The 24,905-nt window shown below is 69.0% G+C and carries 25 protein-coding genes, 1 tRNA gene and 1 pseudogene; 12 read left to right on the plus strand and 15 right to left on the minus strand.

Features of this window, described 5'->3' with window-relative positions; genetic code table 11:
- The first annotated feature begins 20 nt into the window (after positions 1-20).
- Positions 21-2,051, plus strand: coding sequence for a prolyl oligopeptidase family protein (locus ACGFY5_RS31025; RefSeq protein WP_392725303.1), 2,031 nt, complete (start codon positions 21-23; stop codon positions 2,049-2,051).
- Between the two features lie 32 nt (positions 2,052-2,083).
- Here the strand turns inward: ACGFY5_RS31025 and ACGFY5_RS31030 are convergent, their stop codons facing one another.
- Positions 2,084-3,010 (minus strand): LLM class F420-dependent oxidoreductase, encoded by a 927-nt coding sequence (locus ACGFY5_RS31030; RefSeq protein ID WP_392725306.1) that lies wholly within the window; start codon positions 3,008-3,010, stop codon positions 2,084-2,086.
- Between the two features lie 88 nt (positions 3,011-3,098).
- A complete protein-coding gene (locus ACGFY5_RS31035) occupies positions 3,099-3,389 on the minus strand; it encodes a hypothetical protein (RefSeq protein ID WP_392725309.1) in 291 nt (96 codons plus the stop codon).
- A gap of 279 nt (positions 3,390-3,668) precedes the next feature.
- Here ACGFY5_RS31035 and ACGFY5_RS31040 point away from each other — a divergent pair, with 279 nt between their 5' ends.
- Both ACGFY5_RS31040 and ACGFY5_RS31045 read left to right on the plus strand, forming a co-directional pair.
- Entirely contained in the window at positions 3,669-4,412 is a 744-nt protein-coding gene (locus ACGFY5_RS31040) for a response regulator transcription factor (protein WP_392725312.1), read from the plus strand.
- 2 nt (positions 4,413-4,414) lie between these two features.
- Positions 4,415-5,929, plus strand: coding sequence for an ATP-binding protein (locus tag ACGFY5_RS31045; protein ID WP_392725314.1), 1,515 nt, complete (start codon positions 4,415-4,417; stop codon positions 5,927-5,929).
- Positions 5,930-5,992: 63 nt separating this feature from the next.
- On the opposite strand, the gene ACGFY5_RS31050 is transcribed toward ACGFY5_RS31045, so the two are convergent.
- From ACGFY5_RS31050 to ACGFY5_RS31075, 6 genes are all read right to left on the minus strand, one after another.
- A complete protein-coding gene (locus tag ACGFY5_RS31050) occupies positions 5,993-6,817 on the minus strand; it encodes an alpha/beta hydrolase (protein WP_392725316.1) in 825 nt (274 codons plus the stop codon).
- A gap of 142 nt (positions 6,818-6,959) precedes the next feature.
- Entirely contained in the window at positions 6,960-7,703 is a 744-nt protein-coding gene (locus ACGFY5_RS31055) for an ABC transporter permease (protein ID WP_392726352.1), read from the minus strand.
- A gap of 142 nt (positions 7,704-7,845) precedes the next feature.
- Positions 7,846-8,130 carry a GlsB/YeaQ/YmgE family stress response membrane protein gene (locus tag ACGFY5_RS31060; RefSeq protein WP_392725318.1) on the minus strand — a complete coding sequence of 95 codons (285 nt, stop codon included), beginning with the start codon at positions 8,128-8,130 and terminating at the stop codon, positions 7,846-7,848.
- Positions 8,131-8,228: 98 nt separating this feature from the next.
- Positions 8,229-9,581, minus strand: coding sequence for an alpha/beta hydrolase family protein (locus tag ACGFY5_RS31065; protein WP_392725320.1), 1,353 nt, complete (start codon positions 9,579-9,581; stop codon positions 8,229-8,231).
- A gap of 186 nt (positions 9,582-9,767) precedes the next feature.
- Positions 9,768-10,418 (minus strand): response regulator, encoded by a 651-nt coding sequence (locus tag ACGFY5_RS31070; protein WP_392725322.1) that lies wholly within the window; start codon positions 10,416-10,418, stop codon positions 9,768-9,770.
- Positions 10,415-11,533, minus strand: a complete 1,119-nt coding sequence (locus ACGFY5_RS31075; RefSeq protein ID WP_392725325.1) for a histidine kinase — start codon at positions 11,531-11,533, stop codon at positions 10,415-10,417. Before ACGFY5_RS31075 ends, ACGFY5_RS31070 begins: the two co-directional genes overlap by 4 nt.
- An 85-nt stretch (positions 11,534-11,618) precedes the next feature.
- Between ACGFY5_RS31075 and ACGFY5_RS31080 the strand changes: the two genes are divergently transcribed.
- Both ACGFY5_RS31080 and ACGFY5_RS31085 read left to right on the plus strand, forming a co-directional pair.
- A complete protein-coding gene (locus tag ACGFY5_RS31080) occupies positions 11,619-12,062 on the plus strand; it encodes a TIGR03618 family F420-dependent PPOX class oxidoreductase (RefSeq protein ID WP_392725327.1) in 444 nt (147 codons plus the stop codon).
- Positions 12,063-12,066: 4 nt separating this feature from the next.
- Positions 12,067-12,864, plus strand: a complete 798-nt coding sequence (locus tag ACGFY5_RS31085; protein ID WP_392725329.1) for an MBL fold metallo-hydrolase — start codon at positions 12,067-12,069, stop codon at positions 12,862-12,864.
- On the opposite strand, the gene ACGFY5_RS31090 is transcribed toward ACGFY5_RS31085, so the two are convergent.
- Positions 12,861-13,052 (minus strand): hypothetical protein, encoded by a 192-nt coding sequence (locus ACGFY5_RS31090; protein ID WP_392725331.1) that lies wholly within the window; start codon positions 13,050-13,052, stop codon positions 12,861-12,863. The two genes, ACGFY5_RS31085 and ACGFY5_RS31090, sit on opposite strands and share 4 nt — an antisense overlap.
- A 226-nt stretch (positions 13,053-13,278) precedes the next feature.
- Positions 13,279-13,770 (minus strand): YajQ family cyclic di-GMP-binding protein, encoded by a 492-nt coding sequence (locus ACGFY5_RS31095; protein WP_392725332.1) that lies wholly within the window; start codon positions 13,768-13,770, stop codon positions 13,279-13,281.
- 100 nt (positions 13,771-13,870) lie between these two features.
- Between ACGFY5_RS31095 and ACGFY5_RS31100 the strand changes: the two genes are divergently transcribed.
- The 5 genes from ACGFY5_RS31100 (at position 13,871) to ACGFY5_RS31120 (ending at position 19,037) form a co-directional block, all read left to right on the plus strand.
- Positions 13,871-13,952: transfer RNA gene (locus tag ACGFY5_RS31100), tRNA-Tyr, on the plus strand.
- Positions 13,953-14,333: 381 nt separating this feature from the next.
- On the plus strand, positions 14,334-15,212 hold the full coding sequence (locus ACGFY5_RS31105) for a hypothetical protein (RefSeq protein WP_392725335.1): 879 nt from the start codon (positions 14,334-14,336) through the stop codon (positions 15,210-15,212).
- A gap of 849 nt (positions 15,213-16,061) precedes the next feature.
- Positions 16,062-16,325, plus strand: a complete 264-nt coding sequence (locus ACGFY5_RS31110; protein ID WP_392725337.1) for a helix-turn-helix transcriptional regulator — start codon at positions 16,062-16,064, stop codon at positions 16,323-16,325.
- Positions 16,322-17,818, plus strand: a complete 1,497-nt coding sequence (locus ACGFY5_RS31115) for a tyrosine-type recombinase/integrase (protein WP_392725339.1) — start codon at positions 16,322-16,324, stop codon at positions 17,816-17,818. Before ACGFY5_RS31110 ends, ACGFY5_RS31115 begins: the two co-directional genes overlap by 4 nt.
- Positions 17,819-17,891: 73 nt before the next feature.
- Entirely contained in the window at positions 17,892-19,037 is a 1,146-nt protein-coding gene (locus tag ACGFY5_RS31120) for a hypothetical protein (protein ID WP_392725341.1), read from the plus strand.
- Between the two features lie 395 nt (positions 19,038-19,432).
- Here ACGFY5_RS31120 and ACGFY5_RS31125 read toward each other — a convergent pair whose 3' ends face one another.
- Both ACGFY5_RS31125 and ctaD read right to left on the minus strand, forming a co-directional pair.
- Positions 19,433-19,729, minus strand: coding sequence for a hypothetical protein (locus ACGFY5_RS31125; RefSeq protein WP_392725344.1), 297 nt, complete (start codon positions 19,727-19,729; stop codon positions 19,433-19,435).
- Complete coding sequence (gene ctaD, locus ACGFY5_RS31130; RefSeq protein WP_392725345.1) at positions 19,716-21,416, minus strand: cytochrome c oxidase subunit I; 1,701 nt, start codon at positions 21,414-21,416, stop codon at positions 19,716-19,718. Before ctaD ends, ACGFY5_RS31125 begins: the two co-directional genes overlap by 14 nt.
- Before the next feature lie 214 nt (positions 21,417-21,630).
- On the opposite strand from ctaD, the gene ACGFY5_RS31135 reads away from it, so the two are divergent.
- Both ACGFY5_RS31135 and ACGFY5_RS31140 read left to right on the plus strand, forming a co-directional pair.
- Complete coding sequence (locus ACGFY5_RS31135) at positions 21,631-22,194, plus strand: response regulator transcription factor (RefSeq protein ID WP_392725348.1); 564 nt, start codon at positions 21,631-21,633, stop codon at positions 22,192-22,194.
- A gap of 193 nt (positions 22,195-22,387) precedes the next feature.
- Complete coding sequence (locus tag ACGFY5_RS31140; protein ID WP_392725349.1) at positions 22,388-22,714, plus strand: STAS domain-containing protein; 327 nt, start codon at positions 22,388-22,390, stop codon at positions 22,712-22,714.
- Positions 22,715-22,730: 16 nt separating this feature from the next.
- On the opposite strand, the gene ACGFY5_RS31145 is transcribed toward ACGFY5_RS31140, so the two are convergent.
- The 3 genes and pseudogenes from ACGFY5_RS31145 to ACGFY5_RS31155 all read right to left on the minus strand — a co-directional run bounded on the left by ACGFY5_RS31145 (position 22,731) and on the right by ACGFY5_RS31155 (position 24,884).
- Entirely contained in the window at positions 22,731-23,360 is a 630-nt protein-coding gene (locus tag ACGFY5_RS31145) for a DUF1345 domain-containing protein (RefSeq protein WP_392725351.1), read from the minus strand.
- Between the two features lie 428 nt (positions 23,361-23,788).
- A pseudogene (locus ACGFY5_RS31150) lies at positions 23,789-24,324 on the minus strand (hypothetical protein); the annotation flags it as partial.
- A 110-nt stretch (positions 24,325-24,434) separates the two neighbouring features.
- A complete protein-coding gene (locus tag ACGFY5_RS31155; RefSeq protein ID WP_392725353.1) occupies positions 24,435-24,884 on the minus strand; it encodes an MEDS domain-containing protein in 450 nt (149 codons plus the stop codon).
- Positions 24,885-24,905: the final 21 nt, after the last annotated feature.

Raw genomic sequence — 24,905 nt, forward strand, 5'->3', positions numbered from 1 at the left:
CATCTTCGGGGAAGTGCTCGATGGCGGACACGAGGCAAACTGAAGGCGTGGAATCCACCGACATTTCGCAGGATCAGTTCCTCTGGCTGGAGGAAGTCACCGGTGACGGTCCGCTCGAATGGGCCCGTGAGCACAACGCCCACACCGTCGACGCCTACGCCGGTTCCGAGCGGTTCACGGCGATCCAAGCCGAGATCCGCGAGGTGCTGGATGCCGAGACCCGCATCCCGTACGTCACCCGGCGCGGCGAATACCTCTACAACTTCTGGCAGGACGCGGCGAACCCGCGCGGCCTCTGGCGCCGGACGTCACTCGAGCAGTACCGCAACGACAAGCCCGACTGGGAGCTGATCCTCGACGTCGACGCGCTGGCGGCGGCCGAGGGTGAGAACTGGGTGTGGCACGGTGCGTCGTTTCTCGCGCCCGGCTACGACAAGTGCCTGATCTCGCTGTCGGTCGGCGGCTCGGACGCGGACGTCACCCGGGAGTTCGATCCGGTGACCAAGCAGTTCGTCGAGGACGGCTTCACGCTGCCGGAGGCGAAGAGCAGCGTCGGCTGGGTGGACGCGGACACGCTGTTCGTCGGCACCGACTTCGGGCCAGGCTCGATGACCGACTCCGGCTACCCACGGGTGGTGAAGCGCTGGCGGCGCGGCACCCCGCTCGACGACGCGGAGACCGTGTTCGAGGGCGAGCGGACCGACGTGTCGGTGCACGCTTGGCGCGACCCGCTCTCCGGTCTGGACTTCCTCACCCGCAGCACCGACTTCTACCACCGGAAGCGGTACCTGCTGGTCGACGGCGTTCCCGAGCCGCTGGACGTGCCGGACGACGCCGAGATCAGCGTCCACGCCGGGCACCTGACCGTCGAGCTGCGTACCGCGTGGGACTCGTATCCCGCCGGGTCGCTGCTCGTCATCGACTTCGAACGGTTTCAGGGCGGTGCACGGGACTTCCAGCCGCTGTTCACGCCCGACGATCGCTCCGCACTGGTCTCGTACCACTGGACCGAGCACGCTTTGCTGCTCAGCTCGCTGATCGACGTCAAACCGAGCTTGGAAGTTCTGCAGGTAGGTGCGGAAGGCTGGACGCGGACACCGTCCGCACCGGTGCCGGACTGGAGCACGGTCCGGGTGCTCTCGACCGACCGGTTCCACGGCGACGAGTACCTGCTCGCGGTCGACGGGTATCTCACGCCGCCGGAGCTGCACCGGCTGGTGGCAGGCACGGACGAGCCGGCGGAGGTGCTCAAGCAATCGCCGGCGCGGTTCGATCCGACCGGCCTGACCGTGAACCAGTACTTCGCCACCTCGGCGGACGGCACGAAGGTTCCGTACTTCGTGGTGGGCACCGGTGAGCCCGGCCCGACGCTGCTCAACGGGTACGGCGGGTTCGAGGTGCCGCTGCTGCCCGGCTACGACGGCGGACTCGGCCGGGCGTGGCTCGCGCGCGGCGGCACGTACGCGGTGGCGAACATCCGCGGCGGCGGCGAGTACGGGCCGCGTTGGCACCAGGCCGCGCTGAAGGAGAACCGGCACCGCGCGTACGAGGACTTCGCAGCGGTGGCGGCCGACCTGGCCGCGCGCGGGATCTGCACGCCGGAAAAGCTCGGCGTCTCGGGCGGCAGCAACGGCGGCCTGCTCACCGGGAACATGTACACCCAGTACCCGGAGCTGTTCGGGGCGGTGGTGATCCAGGTGCCGCTGCTGGACATGCGGCGCTACCACCAGCTGCTGGCAGGGGCGTCCTGGATGGCCGAGTACGGCGACCCGGACGATCCCGCGCAGTGGGAGTTCATCCGTACGTTCTCGCCGTACCACCTGCTGGCGGCCGACCGGCCCTATCCACAGCTGCTGGTGACGACGTCGACGCGGGACGACCGGGTGCACCCGGGGCACGCGCGGAAGTTCGTCGCGCGGGTCGAGGAGCTGGGCTACCCGGTCGACTACTACGAGAACATCGAGGGCGGCCACGGCGGCGCGAGCAACAACGAGCAGCGCGCGTTCATGCGGGCGCTGTCGTTCGCGTTCCTCTGGGAGAAGCTGGGCTGAAAGGCGGGCGGCTTTCGGCCGCCCGCCCCTCGTCACACCTGGGGAGCGACTTCCTCCGCGATCAGCTGCAGGTGGTCGAGGTCCTCCAGGTCCAGGAACTGGAGGTACACCCGCTCGGCGCCGACCTCGCCGAACGTGCGGAGCTTCGCGGCGACCTCGTCCGGCGTGCCGCACAGGCCGTTCTCGCGCAGCTCGCTGACCTCACGACCGACCGCTGCCGCCCGGCGCGCGATCTCGGCGTCGGTCTTGCCGCAGACCACGATCTGCGCGGCCGAGAAGATGAGGTCCTTCGGGTCACGCCCGGCTGCCTGCGCCGCCGCACGCACGACGTCGAACTGCGCACCGACGGCCTCGACCGAGTCGAACGGGACGTTGAACTCGTCCGCGTACTTCACGGTCAGCGCCGGGGTGCGCTTCTTGCCCTTGCCACCGATGACGATCGGCGGGCGACCGTTCGCCGGCTTCGGCAGCGCCGGCGAGTCGACGATCTGGTAGTGCTTGCCGTCGAACGAGTACTTCTCGCCCTCCGGCGTGCCCCACAGACCGGTGATGATCTCGAGTTGCTCCTCGAGCCGGTCGAAGCGCTCGCCGACCGGTGGGAACGGGATCGCGTAGGCCTTGTGCTCGGCCTCGAACCAGCCGGCACCGAGGCCGAAGTCGACGCGGCCGCCGCTCATCCGGTCGACCTGCGCGACCGCGACCGCCAGCGGACCGGGGTACCGGAACGTCGCGGACGTCACGAGCGTGCCCAGGCGGATCCGGGACGTCTCGCGGGCGATGGCGCCGAGCGTGATCCAGGTGTCGGTCGGTCCGGGCAGACCGTCGACGTCGCCCATCGAGACGTAGTGGTCGGAACGGAAGAACGCCTCGTAGCCGAGATCCTCGGCGGCCTTGGCCACCGCGAGCAGCGTCTCGTAGTCGGCGCCCTGCTGGGGTTCGGTGAATACGCGCAACTTCATGAACGTCATAGTCACACGCCCCGGTGCGCACGGCCGACCGCCCCGACCCTGAGGTCGAGGCGGTCGACGCCGCACCTGGACGGCACGCCTAGCGGTAGACCTTCAGCACCCAGTCGTCGCGGTCGTGGCGGTCGTGGTGGCGGCCGCCCCGGCCGTGGTCGTCGCGGCGGTCGCAGTCGAACCGCCGCCACTGGTGGTGGCGCTGTCCGCGCCGACCGGCGTCCTGGCAGTCGTCGTAACTGCGGTACGTCCCTTCCACCCGGCCGTGCCGGTCCGCGGCCTGCGCGGCCGGAGCAGCGACCGCCGGAGTAGCTGCGAGTGTTCCGGCCAGCGCTGCCCCCAGCACCACGCCAACGGCGAACTTCGTCTTCGTGACCATCAGTTAACCCCCGAACGAGTCTCGGTAAGACATTCCGACTGAAACACCGCGATACGGACATGTGCAAACCGTCGGAGAAACGTTGGAAGTCGCTGTACGTCAGTACCAAAGCCCCTAACAACCAGCACGAATGCGGAAAGTTGGTGCCACTGTTGTCAGGGTGACTGCCCTGTTACCGCCGACGCTTCCGCGCCGCTCCTCACGGCCGGTGGGATGATGAGCTGGCTGGCTGCTCGCACGGCCACGCTGACCAGTTCGCCCACTCTGCCGAGGAGCCCCATGGCCGAGCGCCAGGACGCGGCACCCGAAGCACGGCTACTGGTCGTCGACGACGAGCCGAACATCGTCGAACTGCTCGACACCAGCCTGAGCTACGCGGGCTTCGAAGTGCGAACCGCGACGACGGGCCGCGAGGCCGTGTCGGCGACCAGCGAGTTCACGCCCGACCTGATCGTCCTCGACGTGATGCTGCCCGACATGGACGGGTTCGAGGTGCTGCGGCTGCTGCGCGGCAGCGGCACGAAGATCCCGGTCTTGTTCCTCACGGCCCGCGACGGCACTGACGACAAGATCAGCGGCCTCACGCTCGGCGCCGACGACTACGTCACGAAGCCGTTCAGCCTCGGCGAGGTGCTCGCCCGGGTGCGTGCGGTGCTGCGGCGCACGGCCGAGGCCGCACCGGCTTCGGCGGCCCCGGAGGAGCGCGTCCCCGACGCGTCGGCCCGCTCGACGTTCGCCGACATCGAGGTCGACCGGGAGACCCACGAGGTCTGGAAGGCCGGCAAGCCGGTGACGCTGTCGCCGACCGAGTTCCGCCTGCTGCAGTACTTCCTCGACAACCCGGGCAAGGCGCTGTCGAAGGCCGTCATCCTCGATCACGTCTGGCACTACGACTTCGGACGTGACTCGAACATCGTCGAGTCATATGTTTCGTACTTGCGTAAGAAAGTCGACACCACCGAACCGCGGTTGATCCATACGATTCGCGGCGTGGGATACGCGTTGCGAGTACCGCGGACTTGATCGTGAAGCGCCCAGGAGTGCTTGCGGCGGTCCGTGCGGCCCCTGACGCGCTGCCGCTCGGCGTCAAGCTGGTGGCGGCGCTGGTCACGCTGCTGTCGATCGCACTGGTGGTCACCGGTGTCACCGGCACGCTCGCGCTCCGCGGCTACCTGATCGACCGCCTTGACGGTCAGCTGCGCGGCACGGCCAACCGGGCCGAGCATCGTCTTCCGACCACCTCCGGCACCGATACCGAGCGCACCGCGGACGATGCGCAGTACATCTACTACGTGCCCCCGGGGGAAGATCCGATCACCCGGCTGAGCCGTCCCTCCGACAGCGATCAGACCGCGCCCGTCCTGCCCGACTTCGAGGACGAAGCCACGCTGCAGCGGCTCGACGAGGGGTACTTCGACGCCGAGGCCACCGGTGCCGGGCACAAGTGGCGGATGATCGTCCGGTACCTCTCCGACGAGGAGGGGCTGCTCGTCGTCGGCATCAGTTACGACGAGGTCGACGACACGGTCAACCGGCTGATCGCGATCGACGTGGGCACCGGCGCCGTGACGCTGTTCGCGCTCGCCGGGGTGGGCTGGGTCGTGGTGCGTTCCAGCCTGCGCCGGCTGCGTGAGGTCGAGACGATCGCGGCCGCGATCGCCGGTGGCGATCTGGGCCAACGTGTCCGGCCCGGCGGCGAGCGCACCGAGGTGGGGCGGCTGGCCACCGCGCTGAACTCGATGCTCGAACAGATCGAGACCGCGTTCACCGAGCGTGAGGCGTCCGAGGCGAGCGCCCGGGCGTCCGAGGACCGGATGCGCCGGTTCGTCGCGGACGCCAGCCACGAGCTCCGCACCCCGCTGACGTCGATCCGCGGGTTCGCCGAGCTGTACCGGCAGGGAGCCGTACCCGACGACCGGTACGCGGTCGACCGGGTGATGGAGAAGATCGAGCTCGAGGCGATGCGAATGGGGTTGCTCGTCGACGACCTGATGCTGCTCGCCCGCCTCGACCAGCAGCGGCCGATCGAGATGCGCCCGGTGGACCTGCTGCAGCTGGCCGTCGACGCCGTGGAAGGTGCCCGGATCGTCGCGTCCACGCATCCGATCGAGCTACGGATCGACACCGACGAGCCGCTGAACGTCACCGGGGACAGCGCGCGGTTGCGTCAGGTGGTCGACAACCTGCTGTCGAACGCGACGATCCACACGCCGGCCGGGACCTCGGTGGAGGTGCGGCTCGCCGTGGACGGTGCCGATGCGGTGGTCGCGGTGGTCGACGCCGGGCCCGGGCTGGCCCCGGACCAGGCCGAGCGGGTGTTCGAGCGCTTCTACCGCACCGACCCGGCGCGCAGCCGGGCGCACGGTGGTTCCGGGCTCGGGCTGTCGATCGTCGCCGCGCTGGTGGCTGCGCACGGTGGTTCGGTGCGGGTGGAAACGGCGCCCGGCGAGGGGGCGCGCTTCGAGGTGCGGCTGCCGTTGGAGCGCGGCGGGGACGCCCGCGAGGTCGTTCCCGAGCTCGACGACGTGGGTGTTGGGTAGGCGCATCTCGCCCCAGCCAGGCGGAGATGACCGGCTTCAGCCTCGACACCCGGCTCGACAAGCTCAAATTCGGGCTTTGAGGAAGGCGGCTACCGGGGCTTCCACGGCTGCGGCGTGGGGGGTTTGCGGGGCGGCTTCCAGGCCTGGTTCGAGGGCCAGGGGGTGGGCGAGGCCGTCGATCGGGGCGAGGACGACGACTCCCCCGTTTCGGCGTTCCCCGAGGGCCTTGCGCAGCGCGAAAGCGTCGTCCTGAAAGCTTTGATGGTCGTGCTTGCCGCTGACGATCAGCACATCGGGTTGCGGCCGCCGCGCCATGATCTCGTCGGCGCGCTCGACGAAGTCGAGCCGCTGGGCGAGCGCGCGGGACTCCGGACTCCAGGCGTACTCGATCCCCATGCCCTGCTCGACCAGCGCCACCACCGACGTGGCCCGGATCGCCGCGTTGATCGCCACCACCGCGGCGATCGGACGCTCTGATTCGGTGAGCGTGAGCAGCGCCGCTCCCCCACCGGCCGAGCCGCCGATCAGAAACAGCGGGGCGTCGATCAGCGCGGTGTCGGGTAGCTGTTCGCGGAGAGCCTCGAGCACGTCGGGTAGCTCCGCGGCGGCCTGCGTGATCGCCGCCCCGTGGCACTTGAGCAACGTGTCGTCGCGGACGAGCGCCATGATCTCCTCGAACCCACCGGCCGGGGTGCGGGAGCTCATCAGCGGCAGCCCGAGGTAGACGCGCCACGCCGGCACGTCATCCAGCGGGAGCGCCGCCGCCATCGCCACCTCGGTGCGCGGCGCATCCATCAGGTGCCAGACGACGACCAGCGGCGCCGGCCCCCCGTGCGCGGGCGGCACCGCCACGAACGGCACTCCGGCAGCAACCCCGCGAATCTCCATGCCCCGAACGCTAGGCCCCACCCCCGACAATTCCGAGCGGATCAGCTACGCGCGAACTGCTCCACGTCGAGGTCGACGGCACCGACGTCGCGCTTCCTGTCGCGTCTCGGCGTGCAGCTCGACCCGCCACGGCGGGTGGACATCAGGCGGACCGGGCCAGGCGGGAGCGGGCGACCAGCTCGGTGACGACGACGATCGCGATCGACTCGACGGCGAGCAGCCCGACGAGCACGAGCAGCTGCGTCGCGCCCGCCTCCACCGCGCTGCCGCCGCCCAACAGCACACCGACGAACGCACCCGGCAGCGTGACGAGGCCGACAGTGCGTGTCTGGTCCAGCGCGGGTACGAGCGCCTGCCCGGCCGACGGGCGACAGATCTCCAGTGCGGCGTCGCGGTCCAGGAAGCCCAGCGACAGTGCCGCTTCGACCTCGCCGCGGCGGGTCTCCAGCTCGTCGAGCGCACGTCGTCCGGCCAGGGAAGTAGCGGTCATCGCGCCGCCGATGAGGATGCCCGCGATCGGAACGATCGCGATGCCCTTCACCGGGACGAGCCCACCCGCGATCAGACCGAGGACGACCGGCAGGCTGCCGGCCGCGATCGGGGCGGCCACCCACAGCTTCTGCCTGCGGTCACCGGATCCGGTGATCCGCTGACCCGACGTCCAGGCTGCGGTTCCCACCATCGCGACGACGAACAGCGCGGTGAACCACAGCGACGCGACGATCGCCGCGATCAGCAGCGACACCGCACCGAGCTGGAGCGTGGCGCGGACGGCCGCGACCGGGATCGAACGCCACGGTCCGAGTCGTCCCAAGCCCGCGACGAGCGCGGCCACCAGCGTCAGGACCACCAACGCCACCGCGAGCCGCGGCCCCACCTCGATCATCGTCGACGACACCCGGGCAACTATGCCCGGAGTCCGCGGTCCGGCGGGATGAAGGGGTCTGCCGGACCGCGGACGACCACTCCCGCCGGAACGGGAGTGGTCTACCTGGCCGCAACGAGGGTCGGGCGCGCGGCCAGGGGTCTCAGCGTCCGGACGTGATCTTCGGACGGTCCTTCGAGGAGCCGGCCACGAGCGAGACCCCGATGCCGGCGAGCGTGACCTGCGCGGCCAGTTCGATCCAGTCGACGCCGGACGTGTCCGCGACGCCGAGAACGCTCGCGACACCGGTGCCGACCAGCGCGGCGACGATGCCGACGACGAACGTCATGAGCCAGCCGACCTGCTGCTTGCCCGGGACGACCAGTCGACCGAGCACACCGATGATCGTGCCGACGATGAGGGCAGAAATGATTCCGTCGATCTCCACGGCTCTCTCCGATGGACGAGGTTATGTTCCACCAGCGTCGCGCCGCGGCGGCCCGCCGCCCATCGGGGAAGCACCGGAGATCACCCCTGAGATGGCCCTCAGATGAACGTGACCTCGCCGAACGCTGGGGAGGCTGCGTCGAGGAGGTGCCGGTCGACGCCGCGCAGGTGCAGATCGAAGAACGCGCTCACGTAGGCCCGCTCCACGGTGACGGTTCGCCGAACGTCGAGCGTTCCGAACGCCTCTTTGATGATCGACGGCGCGACGCCGGGGAGCTTCGCGAGTTTCGCCTTGGCCAGGACGACGTCGTGGAAGCTCAGGTGCTCCGTACCGGCGACCTTCACCTCGCGGTGCCAGCCGCGGAGGTTGCCCGTGAACGTGCCCCAGGCCGGGGTGTTTTCCGCCGTGGTGTTGCCCGACGCGACCTGCAGGAACGGCTTGTCGAGGCCGTCGTGGACCACCGAGCCGTACGGGTTGCCGTCCATGTTGATGCCCGCGACGACACGGGGGTCGTCGTGCGCGACCTGTGCGGCGGTCGCGCCGCCGAGCGAGTGCCCCACCATGCCGACGTGGTCGAGCCGCATCCAGCCGGTATTGCGTCGTTGCAGCTCGTCGAGGACGAAGCGGGTGTCGGCGACGCGGGTCTCGAGCGCCTTGACGATGATCTTTTCGGCCTGGTTCGGGTCCTTTTCGATCAGCGCGTTGATCGTGTTCGGGACGACCCGGCCGCCCGGGAACTCGACCGCCATCGCGTCGTGGGGGTGGTCCATCGTCACGACGACGTAGCCCTGGCTCGCGAGGTCCTCGACGAGCGCGGCGCTGGAGTTGCGTTCCGCGCCGAAGCCCGGTGAGAAGAGCACTACCGGGTGGCCGCCCGGCTTGTTCGCGACCGGCGCGCGGAGCGCACCGTGCGTTCGCACTGCTTCCACGCCACCGACGACGCCGGGCTTGCCGGTGAGCGTCTGGACGAAGTCGCTGCCGACCGGGCCGGCTTCGGCGGGCGTGAGCCAGGGGGCGCGGGGGTGGCCGGCGGTCGTGCGGGCCGGGTACCAGATGTTGATCATCAGCTCGCGGCGCTGTTTGCCGTCGCCCCAGGGGTCGGCGCGGTGGTTGTCGACCAGGTGCAGCACCCGGGTGCCGACCGAGTACTTCCCACTCACCTCCGGCAACACGAGCAACGCCGCCGCCGGGTTCCGGGCCGGTTGGCTAGCGGCCCGAACGGCCGCGGCGGCCGCCGCTGCGGCGTTGACCGCGTTGACCGGGGCGGCCGCGGTGACCGGGGCGGCCGGGGCGGCCGGGGCGGCCGGAGCGGCCGGAGCGGCCGGAGCGGCCGGAGCGGCCGGAGCGGCCGGAGTGGCCGCGGCGACTGGGGCGGCTGGGGCGGCCGCGGTGGCTAGGGTGGTCGCCGCGATGGCGACAGCCAGCGCGGTGCGAGGTGCAGAGATTCGCATCCGGTTCCTTCGCGTCGAGCCGAGACCGGGATGGCCTCGGGCGCCGCCGACGCTAGGTTTCGGAGCACCAGCGCCGCGTCTGCCCTCGGGCCAGACCTGATCGGCCCCGAGGCCTACCCGGATTGCCAGGAAGCTGTCGCGCGAGGGGCCACGCCCCGTGCGATTTCCTGGCAGACCGCGCGCCGCTCAGCGTCCCGGGCGAACCAGGCCGGACTCGTAGGCGGCCACCACCGCCTGCACGCGGTCGCGCGCATCGAGCTTCTGCAGGATGCGCCCGACGTGCGTCTTGACCGTGCCGGTCGACACGAGCAACCGCACGCCGATCTCGGCGTTCGAATACCCCCGAGCCATCGCGACGAGCACGTCCCGCTCCCGCTCGGTGAGCGACTCCACCGCCCGCACCGCAACCGGATCCGACCCGGGCGCCAACGTGTCGAGCAACCGCCGCGTCGTGGACGGCGCGATCACCGCGTCCCCGGCGTGAACTGTGCGCAACGCCGCCAGCATGTCCTCCGGCGAACCGTCCTTGAGCAGGAACCCGCTCGCCCCGGCGCGGATCGCGGCGAGTGCGTGCTCGTCCAGGTCGTAGGTGGTCAGTACGACGACCTTCGGCGGATCCGGTAGCGCGGTGATCCGTCGGGTCGCTTCGATCCCGTCCAGAACCGGCATCCGGACGTCCATCAGCACGATGTCGGGTGTTACGCGTTCAGTCTCGGCGACCGCCGCCAGCCCGTCCCCCACCTCGCCCACCACCGTGAGATCCGGCTGCGAGTCGATGACGAGCCGGAACCCCGCCCGCACCAGCAACTGGTCGTCGACGAGCAGCACCGAGATCACGTGGGCACCGGTATCCGCGCGAACACCTCGTGCCCTCCCACCCGACCCGGTCCCGTCCGGATCGTGCCACCGTACGCCGCGGCGCGTTCCCGCATCCCGACGACGCCGTGCCCACTGGCGTCGCCCACGATGGCGCCGCGCCCATCGTCGATAATGCGCAGTTGCAGTTGGTCGGAAGCCCAGCGCACCTCGACGGAGGCGCGGGCCGCAGGCCCGGCGTGCTTCACCACATTGGTGAGACTCTCCTGGACGATCCGGTAGACCGCGAGGCCGAGCCCACTCCCGACCGGCGCGGGCGGGGGTTCGAGGCGGAGCGTCACGTCGAGGCCACCGGCGCGGACCTGTTCGACGAGCGTGCGGACGTCGTCGAGGCCGGGCTGCGGGGTGAGCGGACCGGGCTCCTCTCGGAGCAGACCGAGCAGCCGACGGGTCTCCCCCATCGCCCGACGACCGGTCTCGCCGATCGTGGCCAGCGCCGCCTGCGCGACCTCGGGCGAGCCCGCGTACCGGCCGCCGTCGGCCTGCGAGATCACGACCGCGAGCGAGTGGGCGACGACGTCGTGCATCTCCCGTGCGATGCGGGTGCGTTCGGCGGACACCGCGAGCAGCGCTTTCTGGTCACGCTCGACCTCGAGCGCCGCGACGCGTTCCTCGCGGGCCCGCCGCAATCCACCGAGCGCCCACCCGGCGAACACGAACCCGGCCATCGCGGCCGCGAACAGGGCATGGCTGCCGACGCCGGCCCCGGTGACGGGTGGCCAGGTCAGCGCGCCGAGCCCGACGCCGAGCAGCGCCGCGGCCAGCATCCCGCGCGACGCCCAGCGAGGGGCGTACGCAGCGGTGGCGTGCACCGCGAGCGGAACCGCCATGTCCGTGACCAGCAGGCCCGCGCCGGACACGGTGACCCACTGCGCGAACGCGATCCCGACGACGGCAGCGGCCGACCACACCGGATACGTGCGGCGCAGCACGAGCGCCCCCGTCAGCAGCGTGGCGAACAGCATCAGCCCGGGCCCCGGCTGGAGCAGCAGATCGAGCGACCAGAGCAGCACGGCGACGCCGGTGTCCGCGACCACCGGACGCCGGCGCAACCAGGACTCGACCCACGCGCTCATCGCCGCCGAGCGTAGGTGGAAGGGGCGACATTTTCGTCTGCCGCGGGGCGTAGGAGGTGTCGGTCGTGGGGCATACAGTCGGGCCATGGCCGACCTCACGGATGTGGCGCGCCTCGTCGCGCGGGAGCACGGACTCGTCGTCGTCTCGACGTCGCGGGCCGACGGGAGCATTCAGTCCTCGGTGGTGAACGCGGGGGTGCTCTCCGATCCGCTCGGCGGGAACGACGTCGTCGGATACGTCGCCGCCGGAGGTACGCGCAAGCTCGCCAACCTGCGGCAGCGACCGCAGACCACGCTGGTGTTCCGGGTCGGCTGGGAGTGGGCCGCGGTCGAGGGAACCGCCCAGCTGATCGGGCCCGACGATCCGGTGGGTGGCGTCGACGCCGAGCGGCTGCGGCTGCTCCTGCGCGAGGTCTTCACCGCCGCCGGCGGCACGCACGAGGATTTCGACGAGTACGACCGGGTGATGGCGGCGGAACGGCGCACTGCGGTGCTGGTCAGCCCTTCGCGGATCTACTCGAACGGCTGAGCGCGTGCTCATCGGCGACATCGACGTCCATCCGCTCGCCGACGGGACGTTCCGCGCGTCGCCGGAGTATTTCGGCGACCACGTGCGCGCGGAGGGCCACGAGGACCTCTTCGGCTCCGACGGGTTCGCGTTCCTGCCCATCGGGTGTTTCCTGGTGCGCACCGGCGACCGGACGATCCTCGTCGATTGCGGGATGGGGCCGCAGCTGCGCGACAGCGGCCCTCGTCGGTTGCTCATCGGCGGGCAGCTCCCGCTGGGGCTGCGCGCGCTCGGAGTCGCACCCTCGGACGTCACGGACGTCGTCTGCACGCACCTGCATTCCGATCACACCGGTTGGCTCTTCGACCGAACGGCTTCCCCGACGTTCGGCAACGCGACGATCTGGTTCGGCGCGCCGGAGTGGGACCACTTCGTGCTGAACTCCGACGTCTGGATGTTCGATCACATCCGGGCGGGGTTCCGCGGTTCGTCGCGACTGCGACCGATTTCCGAGGACTCGACGATCGCGCCCGGGGTCTCGGTGACGATGACGCCCGGGCACACCCCGGGCCATCTGAGCGTGATCGTGGCGTCCGGCGGCCGGCGGGCCTTCCTGCTCGGCGACGCGGTCATCTGCCCGGTCCAGCTGGACGAGCCGACGTGGCAGTCGATCGGCGACTTCGACCCAGCACTGGCCGCACGGGTCCGCGACCGCCTGTTCCGCGAGCTCGAGGACCCGTCGACGCTGGGCGCCGGCGCCCACTTCCCCGAACTGCAGTTCGGCCGCGTCCTACTCGGCCGAACCCGCCGCTGGTTCGCCTAGAGCCCCTCGCGCACCACGGCGTGCTCGACCTCCGCGATCTCGTCGCGGTCAAGATGGTGCACCGGCTCGCCGTGGCTGTAGTCGACGTCGGTACTGCGGATCTGCTCGACGAGCAGCCGCGTCATCGTGCCGCCGATCTCCACCTCCGGGCGGAGAGCCGTCGGCCCGGCGCTGGTCGACGTGGGCACGATCGTGGCGACGGTCCCTGGGGACGAGTCCCAACCGCTTGCCCGCGCTGCTCGTGCCCGCGCTTTTCGGATCCGAGGTCGACCAGGTAGATCGCCCCTCGGATCGATAGTCGTGCGCTCGTCGAGCCGGGATGGCGGCCTTGATGATCTGCTCGAGCGGCGGAAGCGGTCCCGGTTGGGCGGGTTCGAAGGTGCCCTAGTGGGACCGCTCCCCGGCGCTCAGGGCTCAGCGGTAGTTCACGAACTGGAGGGGGATGCCGAAGTCCTCGTTCTTGAGGAGGGCGATCACGGCCTGCAGGTCGTCGCGCTTCTTGCCGCTGACCCGGAGCTGGTCGCCCTGGATCTGGGCCTGGACGCCCTTGAAGCCCTCGTCCCGGATCGCCTTCGCGATCTTCTTCGCCTTCTCGCTCTCGATGCCCTGGACGATCGTCCCGCTGAGCTTGTAGGACTTGCCCGACTGCTGCGGGTCACCGGCGTCGAACGCCTTGAGGCTGATGCCCCGCTTGACGAGCTTGTCCTTGAACACCTCGAGCGCCGCGAGCAGGCGCTCCTCGGTGTCGGCCTGGAACGTGACCGCCTCTTCGCCCGCCCAGTTGACCGACGCGTTCGTGCCGCGGAAGTCGAACCGCTGGCTGAGCTCCTTGGCGGCCTGATTGAGGGCGTTGTCGACCTCCTGCCGGTCGACCTTGCTGACGACGTCGAACGACGAGTCCGCCACTGTGTGCTGCTCCTCCCGGTTGAGTCGGGTACCTGATTGGTGCCCGGGCTAGGTCATTGGCTATCCTCCCTCTTGGCAGTGCAGCAAGTGCAAGACCCTAGGCGGGTTGCCCGAGTGGCCAAAGGGAGCGGACTGTAAATCCGTCGGCTCAGCCTACGAAGGTTCGAATCCTTCACCCGCCACGCCTAGGGGAAACGGCCCGCTACCAGCGGAAACGCTGGTAGCGGGCCGTTTCGTGTCCGTCGGCTTCGCGGGCGCCGGGGGCGGTGGGGTGTCCGGTTGTGTCCCGCTGTGTTCCAGTGGCGATCACTGGGGCCGGACGCACGGCGGACAACGTCCGTGGCGACCGACGGCCGTTCGAGCCCGTCTCGCGTGCAGCGACGAGGCTCACATCCGCCCGCTGATCTACGGAGCGTCACCAGACCCACGGGTGGCACCGACCGGGCCTCCGGCAGCGAAGGCGCCACTTCGCCGACCCGACGAAACGCCAGTTCCTGACGCGACACGTGCGCGCTGAACCCTGAACTGGCTCGTGACCCAATCGCCCGTGGAACGCTGGCGCTATGAGCACCCGGCGTACTCAACCGTCACCGGACGACGAGAAGTGGATGTCGCGAGCGGCCGACCTGGCGAGGCTATGCAAGACCGAGCCCGGCCGCACCGAGGAATCGCCTCGTGTCGCAGCCGTCGCGGCGGATCCCTCCGGCACCCTCATCGCCGAAGCCCACCGCGGTGAAGACCCCCAGCACCCGGGCGACCATGCCGAGTACAGCCTCATCAAGAAGATCGGCCCAGCAACCGGCCGACTTCGCGGCGCGACCATCTACACAACTCTGGAGCCCTGCACGTCTCGCTCAGCCAACAAGACGCCGTGCGCGACCAGGCTCATAGATGAAGGAGTCGCCGTCGTATACGTCGGCATGTTCGATCCAGACCCCCGCATTCGCGAGGTCGGATGGCAGCGCCTCACCGAGGCCGGCATCGACGTGCGCGACTTCACCCAAGACACACGAGAGCGGATCGTCGAGTTGAACCGCCCCTTCATCGACCGTTTTCAGCGCGGGTGCGGAGTCAGTGGGTCAGCAACGTTTGACTATGAGCAGAACAACGGGGAGTTCCAGATCACCTACGGTGAGAGCATCTTTCCTACACGCTGGTCGAAATCAGGCGCCGACTCTGTAATCGCGCACGCTGCCCCTAATTCCCTCGCGCTTGCTCGCTACGCGGACATCGACAAAATCGACGACCCACGAGCGTACGAATTCACTGGCCACTTCAAACGCCCAGGAGTTGGTCAGGTTGTGATTTACCGCAGCGGCGACGACTATTGCCTTGTCCGCGTCGACGACGTGCACTCCGGGCGCGGGTACGGGCACGATCGCACCGAAGTGACGATCACGTGGGAGGTTCGCGACGCGGGTCCCGGACTCGCCCCCGCATGAGTCCGGTCGCCTGACCAGCGCTCGATGTGCCGCCCCGCGTACATGACAGACCGCTTCGCGATGGATCTCCCGGCTGGGTCCCGCTGGTTGGCGCGGACGTGGTCCGCACCGCTGCCCCGAACATCTGCGGGCACCGCGCCGGTCACGCAGCCCATCGCGGCCGCACGAAGCCACCCGCAAGCCCGCGGATTCCGAAAGAGGCTCCAGCCTAGTGCCCGAAATGAGGTTATTGACCTTCACGGGCTAACAAAAGATCACACTAGATAGCACTGATTAACAGACCCGCGGATTAAAAGTCCGCTGGTCTCATGTGCTGGGGAAATGCCCGTTCGGGGGACCCGTGTGAGCGTGTGTGAGCGACCCGTTTTGGCTGGTTCCACCCCGGGGAGGATCGTTTTCGAGGTCCGGCGTGTAACTGCCCGCAACGCGTCGCGGACGTCGTCGACGGACCCCCGGAGTCGCTCTCACCCACGTACTGCGCCCGCGCCGGGTCCGGGGGACACCCGCCCGGCTCGCGGTGTGAGGGTCCACATCCTGAGATGTTCGCTCACAACGACGCATCGCCTCCGACCAAGCCCTCGCAGCGCGTTTGCGCAGGTAGAGAAGGCGACTACGCCGCTCACACGAGTCGCGGGGCGTGGCGTGTGAGCGCGTGTGAGCGGAGGGGTCGTTCGCCAGCGATCACAAAAGCGGTTTAGGGGGTGCAGCACCTATCCGATCCGGCCAGGCCGACTCGTGGGTGCCGACCCTCCCGCTTCTTCCTCACCTAAAGGCGGCTGTGCTGTGCCGCACCGCAATCCCCGAGATTCGACACCCGCGCGTCCGGCCGGTCACCCGGCCCGGGGCGACTTGACCGGTCGGCGGACACCGAGCGTCCATGACACCGCTCCCATCACCCCCGACCCCGCCGGCTCCACCAACGAGCCGCTGCTGACCCTGCCCCAAGTCCTTACCGAGCTCGCCGTGCCCCGCTCGACCTTCTTCCGGTGGCGGGCGCTCGGCGACGCGCCCCCGACAATCCGCCTGCCCAACGGTCAGCTGCGGTTCCGCCGCACAGATCTTGACGCCTGGATCCGCGACCACATCGAGCCCGTTCCGGAGAACCATCCATGACCCGCCGCAAAACCACTGCGTCGCCCGATCCGACCGCGACCACCTCGTTTCAGGTCCGGTTCCAGAAACTGCAGTTCCTCGCCCCGAAACCCCGAAAAGCCACCACCGCCAACGCGAAGAAGATCCCTGCGCGGGGACGGTGGCGGATCCGATGGACCGTCGACGGTCACGAATTCCACGAATCCTTCCGCGACAAAACCCCGGCCGGGTACTACCTCACCGACCTAGAAACCGCCTACCGGCAAGGCGAGCCGTTCGACGTCCACACCGGGCTCCCGGCCAGCATGGCGCGGGCGAAAACGACGACCACGTGGCTGTCGCACGCCCGCGACTACACGCTCCTGCAATGGCCGCGGCTGTCCCCGAACGGGCGGCGGTCACAGGCCGAAGGCCTCACCACCGTCACCATGGCCCTGCTCGATCGGCGCCGTCGCGGCGCCCCACCGGACACCGAGTGCCGGCGGGCGCTGATGCGTTACGCGTTCCGGCCAAACACCGCATGGAAGGAGCAGCCCTCAGCGGACGCGCGGGCCGCGCTCGCCTGGCTCGAATCCGCGTCCCTGCCCGTGCACGCGCTGAGCAACCCCGCGACCGTCCGCGCCGTCCTGGATGCGTGTGCCCGCAAACTCGACGGCGCCCCGGCCGCAGCCAGCGTCATATCGCGCAAACGGGCCGCCCTGTCCGGCGCGTGCGGCTACGCCCTGGAACGCGGGCTGCTCACCACTCCACCGCTGAAATCCGTGCGGTGGCGGCCGCCCGCAGTCGCCGACGCCATCGACCGGCGCGTCGTCCCCACCCCGCAACAAGTCCGGGATCTGCTGGCCGCGCTCGAACAGGTCGGGCCCTGGGCCGAACGGCTGCAGGCGTTCTTCGCCACGCTCTACTACGCCGCCCTGCGCCCATCCGAGGCCGTGGCACTGCGGGAGAACACCTGCTATCTGCCCGATTCCGGGTGGGGATGGCTCGACCTGCTCGGCAGCGAAGCCAAAGCCGGATCGGCGTGGACCGACACCGGAACACCCCGCCAAGCCCGCGGCCTCAAACACCGCCCCGCCACCGAGATCCGCCGTGTCCCGATCCCGCCGATTCTGGTCACGATCCTGCGCGACCACCTCAAGCGCTACGGCCCGGGCCGCGACGGCCGAGTGTTCACGAACATGCGCGGTAACCCGCTGCAGGACTCCGGCTACGGGCGTGCTCTGCATGAGGCCCGCGCCATCGCCTTCACCCCGGAAGAAGCCGCGTCCCCGGTCGCGCGCCGGGCGTATGACTTCCGGCACGGCGGCATCACCGTCTGGATCACCAACGGCCTGCCCATCACCGAAGCTGCCCGCCGCGCCGGCCAAGGCGTCGAAGTCCTCATGCGCGTCTACGCCGGCTTCCTGCTCATCGCCTACACCACCGCCGACAACGCCATCAGCGACGCCTTCGACACCGACAACCGCGCGGCCGCCGGAGATCAAGCAGTTCACAGCCAACGCAAAACGAGTTGATACCGAGCGAATGTCCCTCATGGACGGACACTCGGTGAACACCCAACAACCCCATACATACGAAGGAAGCACCGTGACGCGCTACGCGCTCAACACCGACCGCGGCGAACTCATCGCCGTCTGGGACACCGGCGACGGACCCATCTTCCACTCCGTCGCGACATCGACGACCCTCACCACCACCGACCTCGGCCTCGCGGCCGAACTCACCACGCTCTCCGCCGGCCTCTGGCGCGCCTACACCCACCCGGCCGGCGCGGCTTCCAGCCTCGCCAAGAACACCGAAGGCTGGCGCCGCCAACAGCACCGTGCCACCTTCGTCGCGGTCGCCACCGCCCCCACCAACCCGAACCTGCCCCGCGGCGGCACGCTCACCCACGCCTACGAGCCCGTGGCCGAAGCCGCGCACCGCATCGGCCGCCGCCTGCACACCCTCGCCGACCGGGCCCTCACAGACGCCATCGCCGCCGACCTGCGCACCGAGATCGACGCCGTCGAACGCACCGAACTCGGCGACCTCACCGGCCGCGCCGCCCAAGCCACCGCACTCAGCCGACCAGAGGCGTCCCCGCTGCAGGTCGCTGCCGCCCACGACACGCTCATCAAGAACCCGGTCGAGCCCGACGGGGTCACACACCTGGACCCCGCCTCCGCAGCGGTCGCCGCGGCCCACTGGCTCTGGACGGCAGTGCACCTGACTGCCGAAGCCACCGGCCACGCGGCCGATGTCGTGCTCGCGCGCGCCGACGACATCGAAACGATCCCGTATCAGACGCCCACGCTGGTCGTCGTCACGATGGACGATGGCGACAACACCGCCACCGACGTCGTCACCGACCTGATCAGCGACGCGCTCGACGTCGCCGACGGCATCACCCGCTACCCCGACGAGATCATCGATCGCCTCAGCGACCACGCTGATGACGACATCGACCTCGAACACCCCACCGGACTGGCCGAACGCGGCGCCGACCCCGAGCCACCACCCCACCGGCTCACCCCACTCGACCCGAAACGCCCCGCGCAGGACCTCCTCAACGACCTTCTTGAAGGCATCCGCGGCTGCCAGCTGCTTTTCCTCGAAGAAGCCGACGGCATCACCGTGGACGCGACGGCCGACGACGGTCCGGCAGCCGGCGTCTACCGCACGACAGCCGAAGCCTTCACCGCTCAGCTCACCGCCCGCGCCATCGCCGAGCGCCACCGCATCGGCCTTTGAATCCAGACTGTTCGCGAACACCCATATTCCCGGAAACTGCACGTCCGATAGCGGCGCCGAACTCCACCCGCCAAGACTTCTTGCACGTGGAGCCCAGGCGCGTCTGCGGGAAGCATGATCATGGGGCGCCCGCGCCGGCATCGCGTGCTTGTCGGGCTTCGATCAAGCCGTGACGCGCGCGCGGGAGACCCGAAGCCGAAGCTGCTGGTCGCGCCGGCTGCTGCTGACGTCGGCAACCGTCATCGGCCAGTCACCGGACACCGACCGCCTCCTCCCGCGGTGGGCGACCTTGCCGGAAACCATCCCTACGTGCCCGCATAGCCGGCCATGGTCGCCGGTGACCGGGACGTCCCTCGTGGAGTTGGCCGACGGCCATCATGTGAACTCGGAAGGGCTCAGGCGTGGTCCCGCCAGATGCGGCAGCGCAGGTCGAGGCTGGCGTACGGATCCGGGAACACCGGCATCCCGAGGCCGGCCGGAGTTACCGAGGCCCGCGCTGTCGTCGTCCGTGGCCTGCTGCAGCGCCTGCCGCAGCCGCGCGCATCGGCCAGCACCGGGTTACCCAGGTTGCCGAACGACTGCGGACCGCCATTGCCGGTGCCAGGTGGAGCGACCAGGTGCTTCGCGTGCGCGATCGGCGGCAACTGCCGGAAGGCCGCGGACTGTGACCCGATCGTTTCAGGGCCGGGCACTGGCGTCGGATGCTTCGCCGGCTTCCCGCTGCTGATCGGACGTGCCCTTCCCGTGATGCGCGTCGAAGGCCGGCCGTTCGGAGCGGATCCGGGGGAGCTTGGTGAAGTTGTGGCGCGGCGGCGGGCAGGACGTCGCCCATTCCAGCGAGTTGCCGAACCCCCACGGATCCTCGACCTCGACGACGCGGCCGGTCCGGTAGGACCACCAAAGGTTCCAGAGGAACGGCAGGAACGAGACCCCAAGGATGAAGGCGCCGATCGTCGAGATCGTGTGCATCAGCGTGAAGCCGTCGCTCGGCAGGTAGTCGGCGTATCGGCGGGGCATGCCCTGCTCGCCGAGCCAATGCTGGACCAGGAACGTGGTGTGGAAGCCGAGAAACGTCAGCCAGAAGTGCCATTTCCCGAGGCGCTCGTTCATCATCCGGCCGGTCGCTTTCGGGAACCAGAAGTAGATTCCGCCGAACGCGGCGAAGACGATCGTCCCGAACAGCACGTAGTGGAAGTGCCCGACGACGAAGTAGCTGTCGTGGAGATGGAAGTCCACCGGCGGGCTGGCCAGCAGCACGCCGGTCAGCCCGCCGAACAGGAACGTCACCAGGAAGCCGATCGCGAACAGCATCGGGGTTTCGAACGTGAGCTGGCCGCGCCACATCGTGCCGATCCAGTTGAAGATCTTCAAGCCGGTCGGCACCGCGATCAAGTAGGACATGAAGCTGAAGAACGGCAACAGGACCGCGCCGGTGGCGAACATGTGATGCGCCCAGACCGTCAGCGACAGCGCGCAGATCGCGATCGACGCGCCGACGAAGCCCTTGTAGCCGAACACCGGCCGGCGGGCGAAGACCGGAATGATCTCGGTGATGATCCCGAAGACCGGCAGCGCGACGATGTAGACCTCGGGATGACCGAAGAACCAGAACAGGTGGAACCACAGGATCGGCCCTCCGGTCTGCGAGTCGAACACGTGGGCGTCGAGGTGCCGGTCGGCCAGCAGTCCGGCCAGAGCGGCGGTCAGGATCGGGAAGGCCGCCAGCACCAGGACGGTAGTGACCAGCATTGTCCACACGAAGATCGGTAACCGGAACATCGTCATGCCCGGTGCCCGCATCGTCACGATCGTGGTCAGGATATTCACCGAGCCGAGGATCGTGCCGAGTCCGGAGATCATCAGGCCGACGATCCAAAGGTTGGCTCCGGCCCCCGGTGAGTTGACGCTGTCGCTCAGCGGCACCGTGGCGAACCACCCGAAGTCCGGATAGCCGCCGGGAGTCAGGACAGCGGCGAGCACCATGAGACCGCCGAACAGATACAGCCAGTACGACAAATCGTTCAAACGCGGGAAAGCGACGTCCGGCGCACCGATCATCAGCGGAACCAGGAAGTTCGCGAACCCGAACACCATGGGCGTGGCGAACAGCAGCATCATGATCGTGCCGTGCATCGTGACCAGCTGGTTGTACTGCTCGTTGGAGAGGAACTGAAGTCCCGGCCGGGCCAACTCGCCGCGCATGAGCAGCGCCATCAATCCGCCGATCGCGAAGAAACCGAGCGAGCTGGCGGTGTACAGAAGACCGATCATCTTCGCGTCAGTCGTCCGTAGTACCTTCGCGAGGAAGTTTCCGCGGGATCGCCGACCGACCGGGAACGGCCGGGTGGGAGCGAGCGGTCGGGATGGTGCGGTCGTCATCGGTTTCCTCCGCTGCGGACGATCGGGAACGCCGCCCGGCTCCCCCAGCGACCCGATCTGAAACCCGGCTGAACGAGCCTCGATTCGTCAGGCCGACAAACCGCGGGGCTTTCGACCTGCCGTGCTCACGCGGCCCCTCGTCGCCGCTGTGATCGTGTGTCCCATTCGGCCGGCACTCGTCCACAAGGAGCGGGTAGCGATGACAGTGACCGTTGTGACGCTTGACCCAGTCGACAGGCTCGGCCACCTGGCCGGTGTCTTCTCCGAGCCGCATGCTGCCGTAACGGTGGACGCCTCGGGGAGTGTCTCCTCCCTGCCCGGGATCGCCGGCCATCCGCTGCTCTCCGCCGAATCGCCCGTGGTGAAGCTCGCAGTGGCTGAACTGATCGGCGACCAGCCTCATACCGCGTTCCTCTGGCCTTGGCGGTCCGCGTCATCGCACACGAGACCGGCACGGGACAACTACGTACGGATCACGGGCCTCGCGTGCGACGTCTCACCGCCGGCCCGACCGTCCGGCCTGATCCTGCTCCAACCGGTGAGGGACACGCACGGCCTGACGCCGCGCGAGCTCCAGATTCTCGGTCTGTTGGTGGACGGGGGCGCGAACCAGCAGATCGCCTCCGCCCTGTTCATCACCGAACGCACGGTCGCGGCCCACCTGGAGCACATTCGCTCGAAGGTTCACGCCCCGACGCGGACGGCGGCCGCCTTGTACGCCGTCCGGCACGGCCTGTACCTGCCGTCTTCGCTCATCGACCGGCGCGGAAACACCTGACGGGCATCGGCAGGACTGCCAATAGACGGCGGCCAGCGCAATTGATTCGATCGACGTCGAGGCAGGGCGAACGAAGTCCATCTCCCGGGACCACCGTCTGCGATTCGCGTTGCAGCTGTCGAGGCGGTCGTCGTTCGTTCGCCCTGCCCTTGCCGTTCATACGGGCGTCAAGATTCGCAGAGAGCACCGAACCGTGGAAGACACTCAACTGCCGTTGCTCATTCGGGTGGTGCGGACTGGTAGCGGGCACCGCCTCCACCTCATCGGAGAGTTGGACCAGAAGAGCACACCCGTGCTGCTGGGCTGCGTTGAGCACCTCGAGGCGGCCACCGGTGACCGGACCGTCCTCGACTGTGGCCACCTGTCGTTCATCGACGCTCGTGGGCTGAGCGCGCTGCTGTACGCGCAGGCGTTGCTCGGCGAGTCTGGCGTTTCGCTGGAGCTCGCGGAGCCCACGCCGATGCTGCGGCGAATTCTGGCCGTGACCGGGCTGGCCGAAGTCCTGCCGGTGGTCCACTGACGACGCCGCGAAGGCTTCAGCTCTGTCCCAGATTCGTCACCAGGTTGATCGCGACCGCGATCACGCCGGTCCCGAACGCGTAGGAGAGCAGCGCGTGAGCGAGCACCACCTTCCGAATGGCGCTGGTGTTCGGCTCGTTGTCGGCCATCGCGAACGCCATGCCGATGGTGAATGCTAGGTAGGCGAAGTCGCTGTAGGTCGGCGGATCGGGCTGGTTGAAGGTGATGCCGCCGTCACTGTCCAGGTAGTACAGCCGGGCGTATTTCAGCGCGAACACTGTGTTCACCAACGCCCAGGACAGTACGACCGCGAGGACGCTCAGGATCACCGCCGCAACGCCCTGCGCGTCCTGCTGACCGGACGAGCGCACCAGAGCCCAGACCACGGCCGCGAGGCTGGCCACCGCGGCCAGCAGCACCCAGGTGTCGGTGGAGCGCGTGCGGGCTTCGGCTTCGGCCAGGCGCTTGGTGCCGGCTTCGTCCTGCGGCCAGCTCGTCCGCCAGACCCAGACCAGGATCGTGGTAGCGGCCACGGTCCAGCCGGCCAGCGGTGCGACGTCCGGAGCGCCCGAGGCGGCCGCGGCGATGGCCACGACCGCACCGGCGCCCAGCGACGCGAAGGCCCTACGAGGCGAAAGAATATTCATGCTTCCTCCCGTGTTCGGGTCCCTGCGCTGATTCAATCCCTCGTCGCCGCGAGTCTGATCACCTCGCGTGTACGGTTGATGACGGCGGCAAGCGATCCGACCGGGAAATTTTCGGTGGCCGTGGCCACGCCGGGTTGCGAACTCGGTGGCGCGACTTCCTCGGCGGCAGGCACGGCGGGCATCAGACGAGCCTTGCCCGGATCTCGGAGAGCCTGTCGCAACCGGGGGAACTCGTCAAGCTCTTCGTTGCGGGCATGACTGAGGACCGCGGCGCGGAGCACCAGAAGACGGTGGCGGAAGTTCGGCACGTTCGGACCGTCCCGGTCGAGTGTCGCCAGCAGTTCCTTCGCGTCCAGTTCTTCCCGAAGTCGAGCGTCGACGACGACCTGCTCGTCGTGGAGGATCTGCCGGGCGGCCGGGTGCACGTTGACGTGTTCGTACGGGTGGCGGTGCTGAGCAACCGTCGGCCGGCCGGGCATCACCTCGGTGAGACCGTCGACGATCTTCTCGGCCTTCCGGTGCTCGACGAGCTCGTAGAGGTTGGCGTACCGGTAGAGGTGGTCGAAGTCCTCCAGCACTCCGAACTCGTACGCCTGTTTGAGGTTGGGATCGGCTCCATCCGCGCGACCCAGGCGGTCAGGTCCACGGCGTTCTGCTCATAGCCCAACGTGGTCTCCAGCACGCTGGCCACGCCGGGCACCAGCCAGTTGACCACCCGTTGCTGCTGGTTCTCCAGATAGCGGATCTCGGCCAGCGTGCGCCGGACGTCGTCATTGCTGCAGCGCCGGAAGAACGCGTGCTTGAATCCGATCGACTCGATCTCGATCGCGTTCAATGCGATCACCCGGGTCATGGTGTAGCGGTCGGGTGGCTCCGGATCCAGCGGCAGAACGTTGAGCTCACGCCAGTTGCGGTACTGCTGGTCGAGGGGGATCCCTTTTTCTGCCAGCGGGTTGAACGACACGGCGTCTCCGATCGGTCGGCAGCGGCTTGGCGTGCGCTGGGCTACCCGGCCGGTGCCGCCGAAACGGTGCGAACTCGCGCCGCGTCGAAGACGCATCGATGCGGAGCTCGTTAGTGCCGGAAGCCGTTCTCCGACGACCTCAGGTAGTAGGGGTTCTCGATCAGCGAGCCGGCCATCCAGACCTTGGGGTGAGCCTTGACCATCGGAATGATCAGATCGCCGCCGAACAGCTCGAGGTCGTAGAGGCAGAGCACGACCTGGGGGTACTGACGCAGCCAACTGGTGACCGCGATCTCCTCGCCGACCAGCTCCGGCAACGGCGTTGGCGACATCAGCCGGCCCGCCCAGCTCATGTCGCCGACGAGCCGGCCAAACGGCGCGGCCGCAGAGATCATGTTGCGCCCGACCCAGTCGTTGAGACGAGCGAACAGAGCATCCGGGGAGTTCCGGCCGATCTGCAGGTGACCGTTCTCCGGCTCAGCCACCTCCAAGTTGCCGTGCTCGCCCAGGACACCGGTCGCGCTCTTCCTGGCCGCGGTAGAAGACGCAGACGTGGTCACCTGCATGCAGCGTCGCGCCGC

This window comes from Cryptosporangium sp. NPDC048952, from assembly GCF_043197895.1.
Taxonomy (GTDB): Bacteria; Actinomycetota; Actinomycetes; order Mycobacteriales; family Cryptosporangiaceae; genus Cryptosporangium.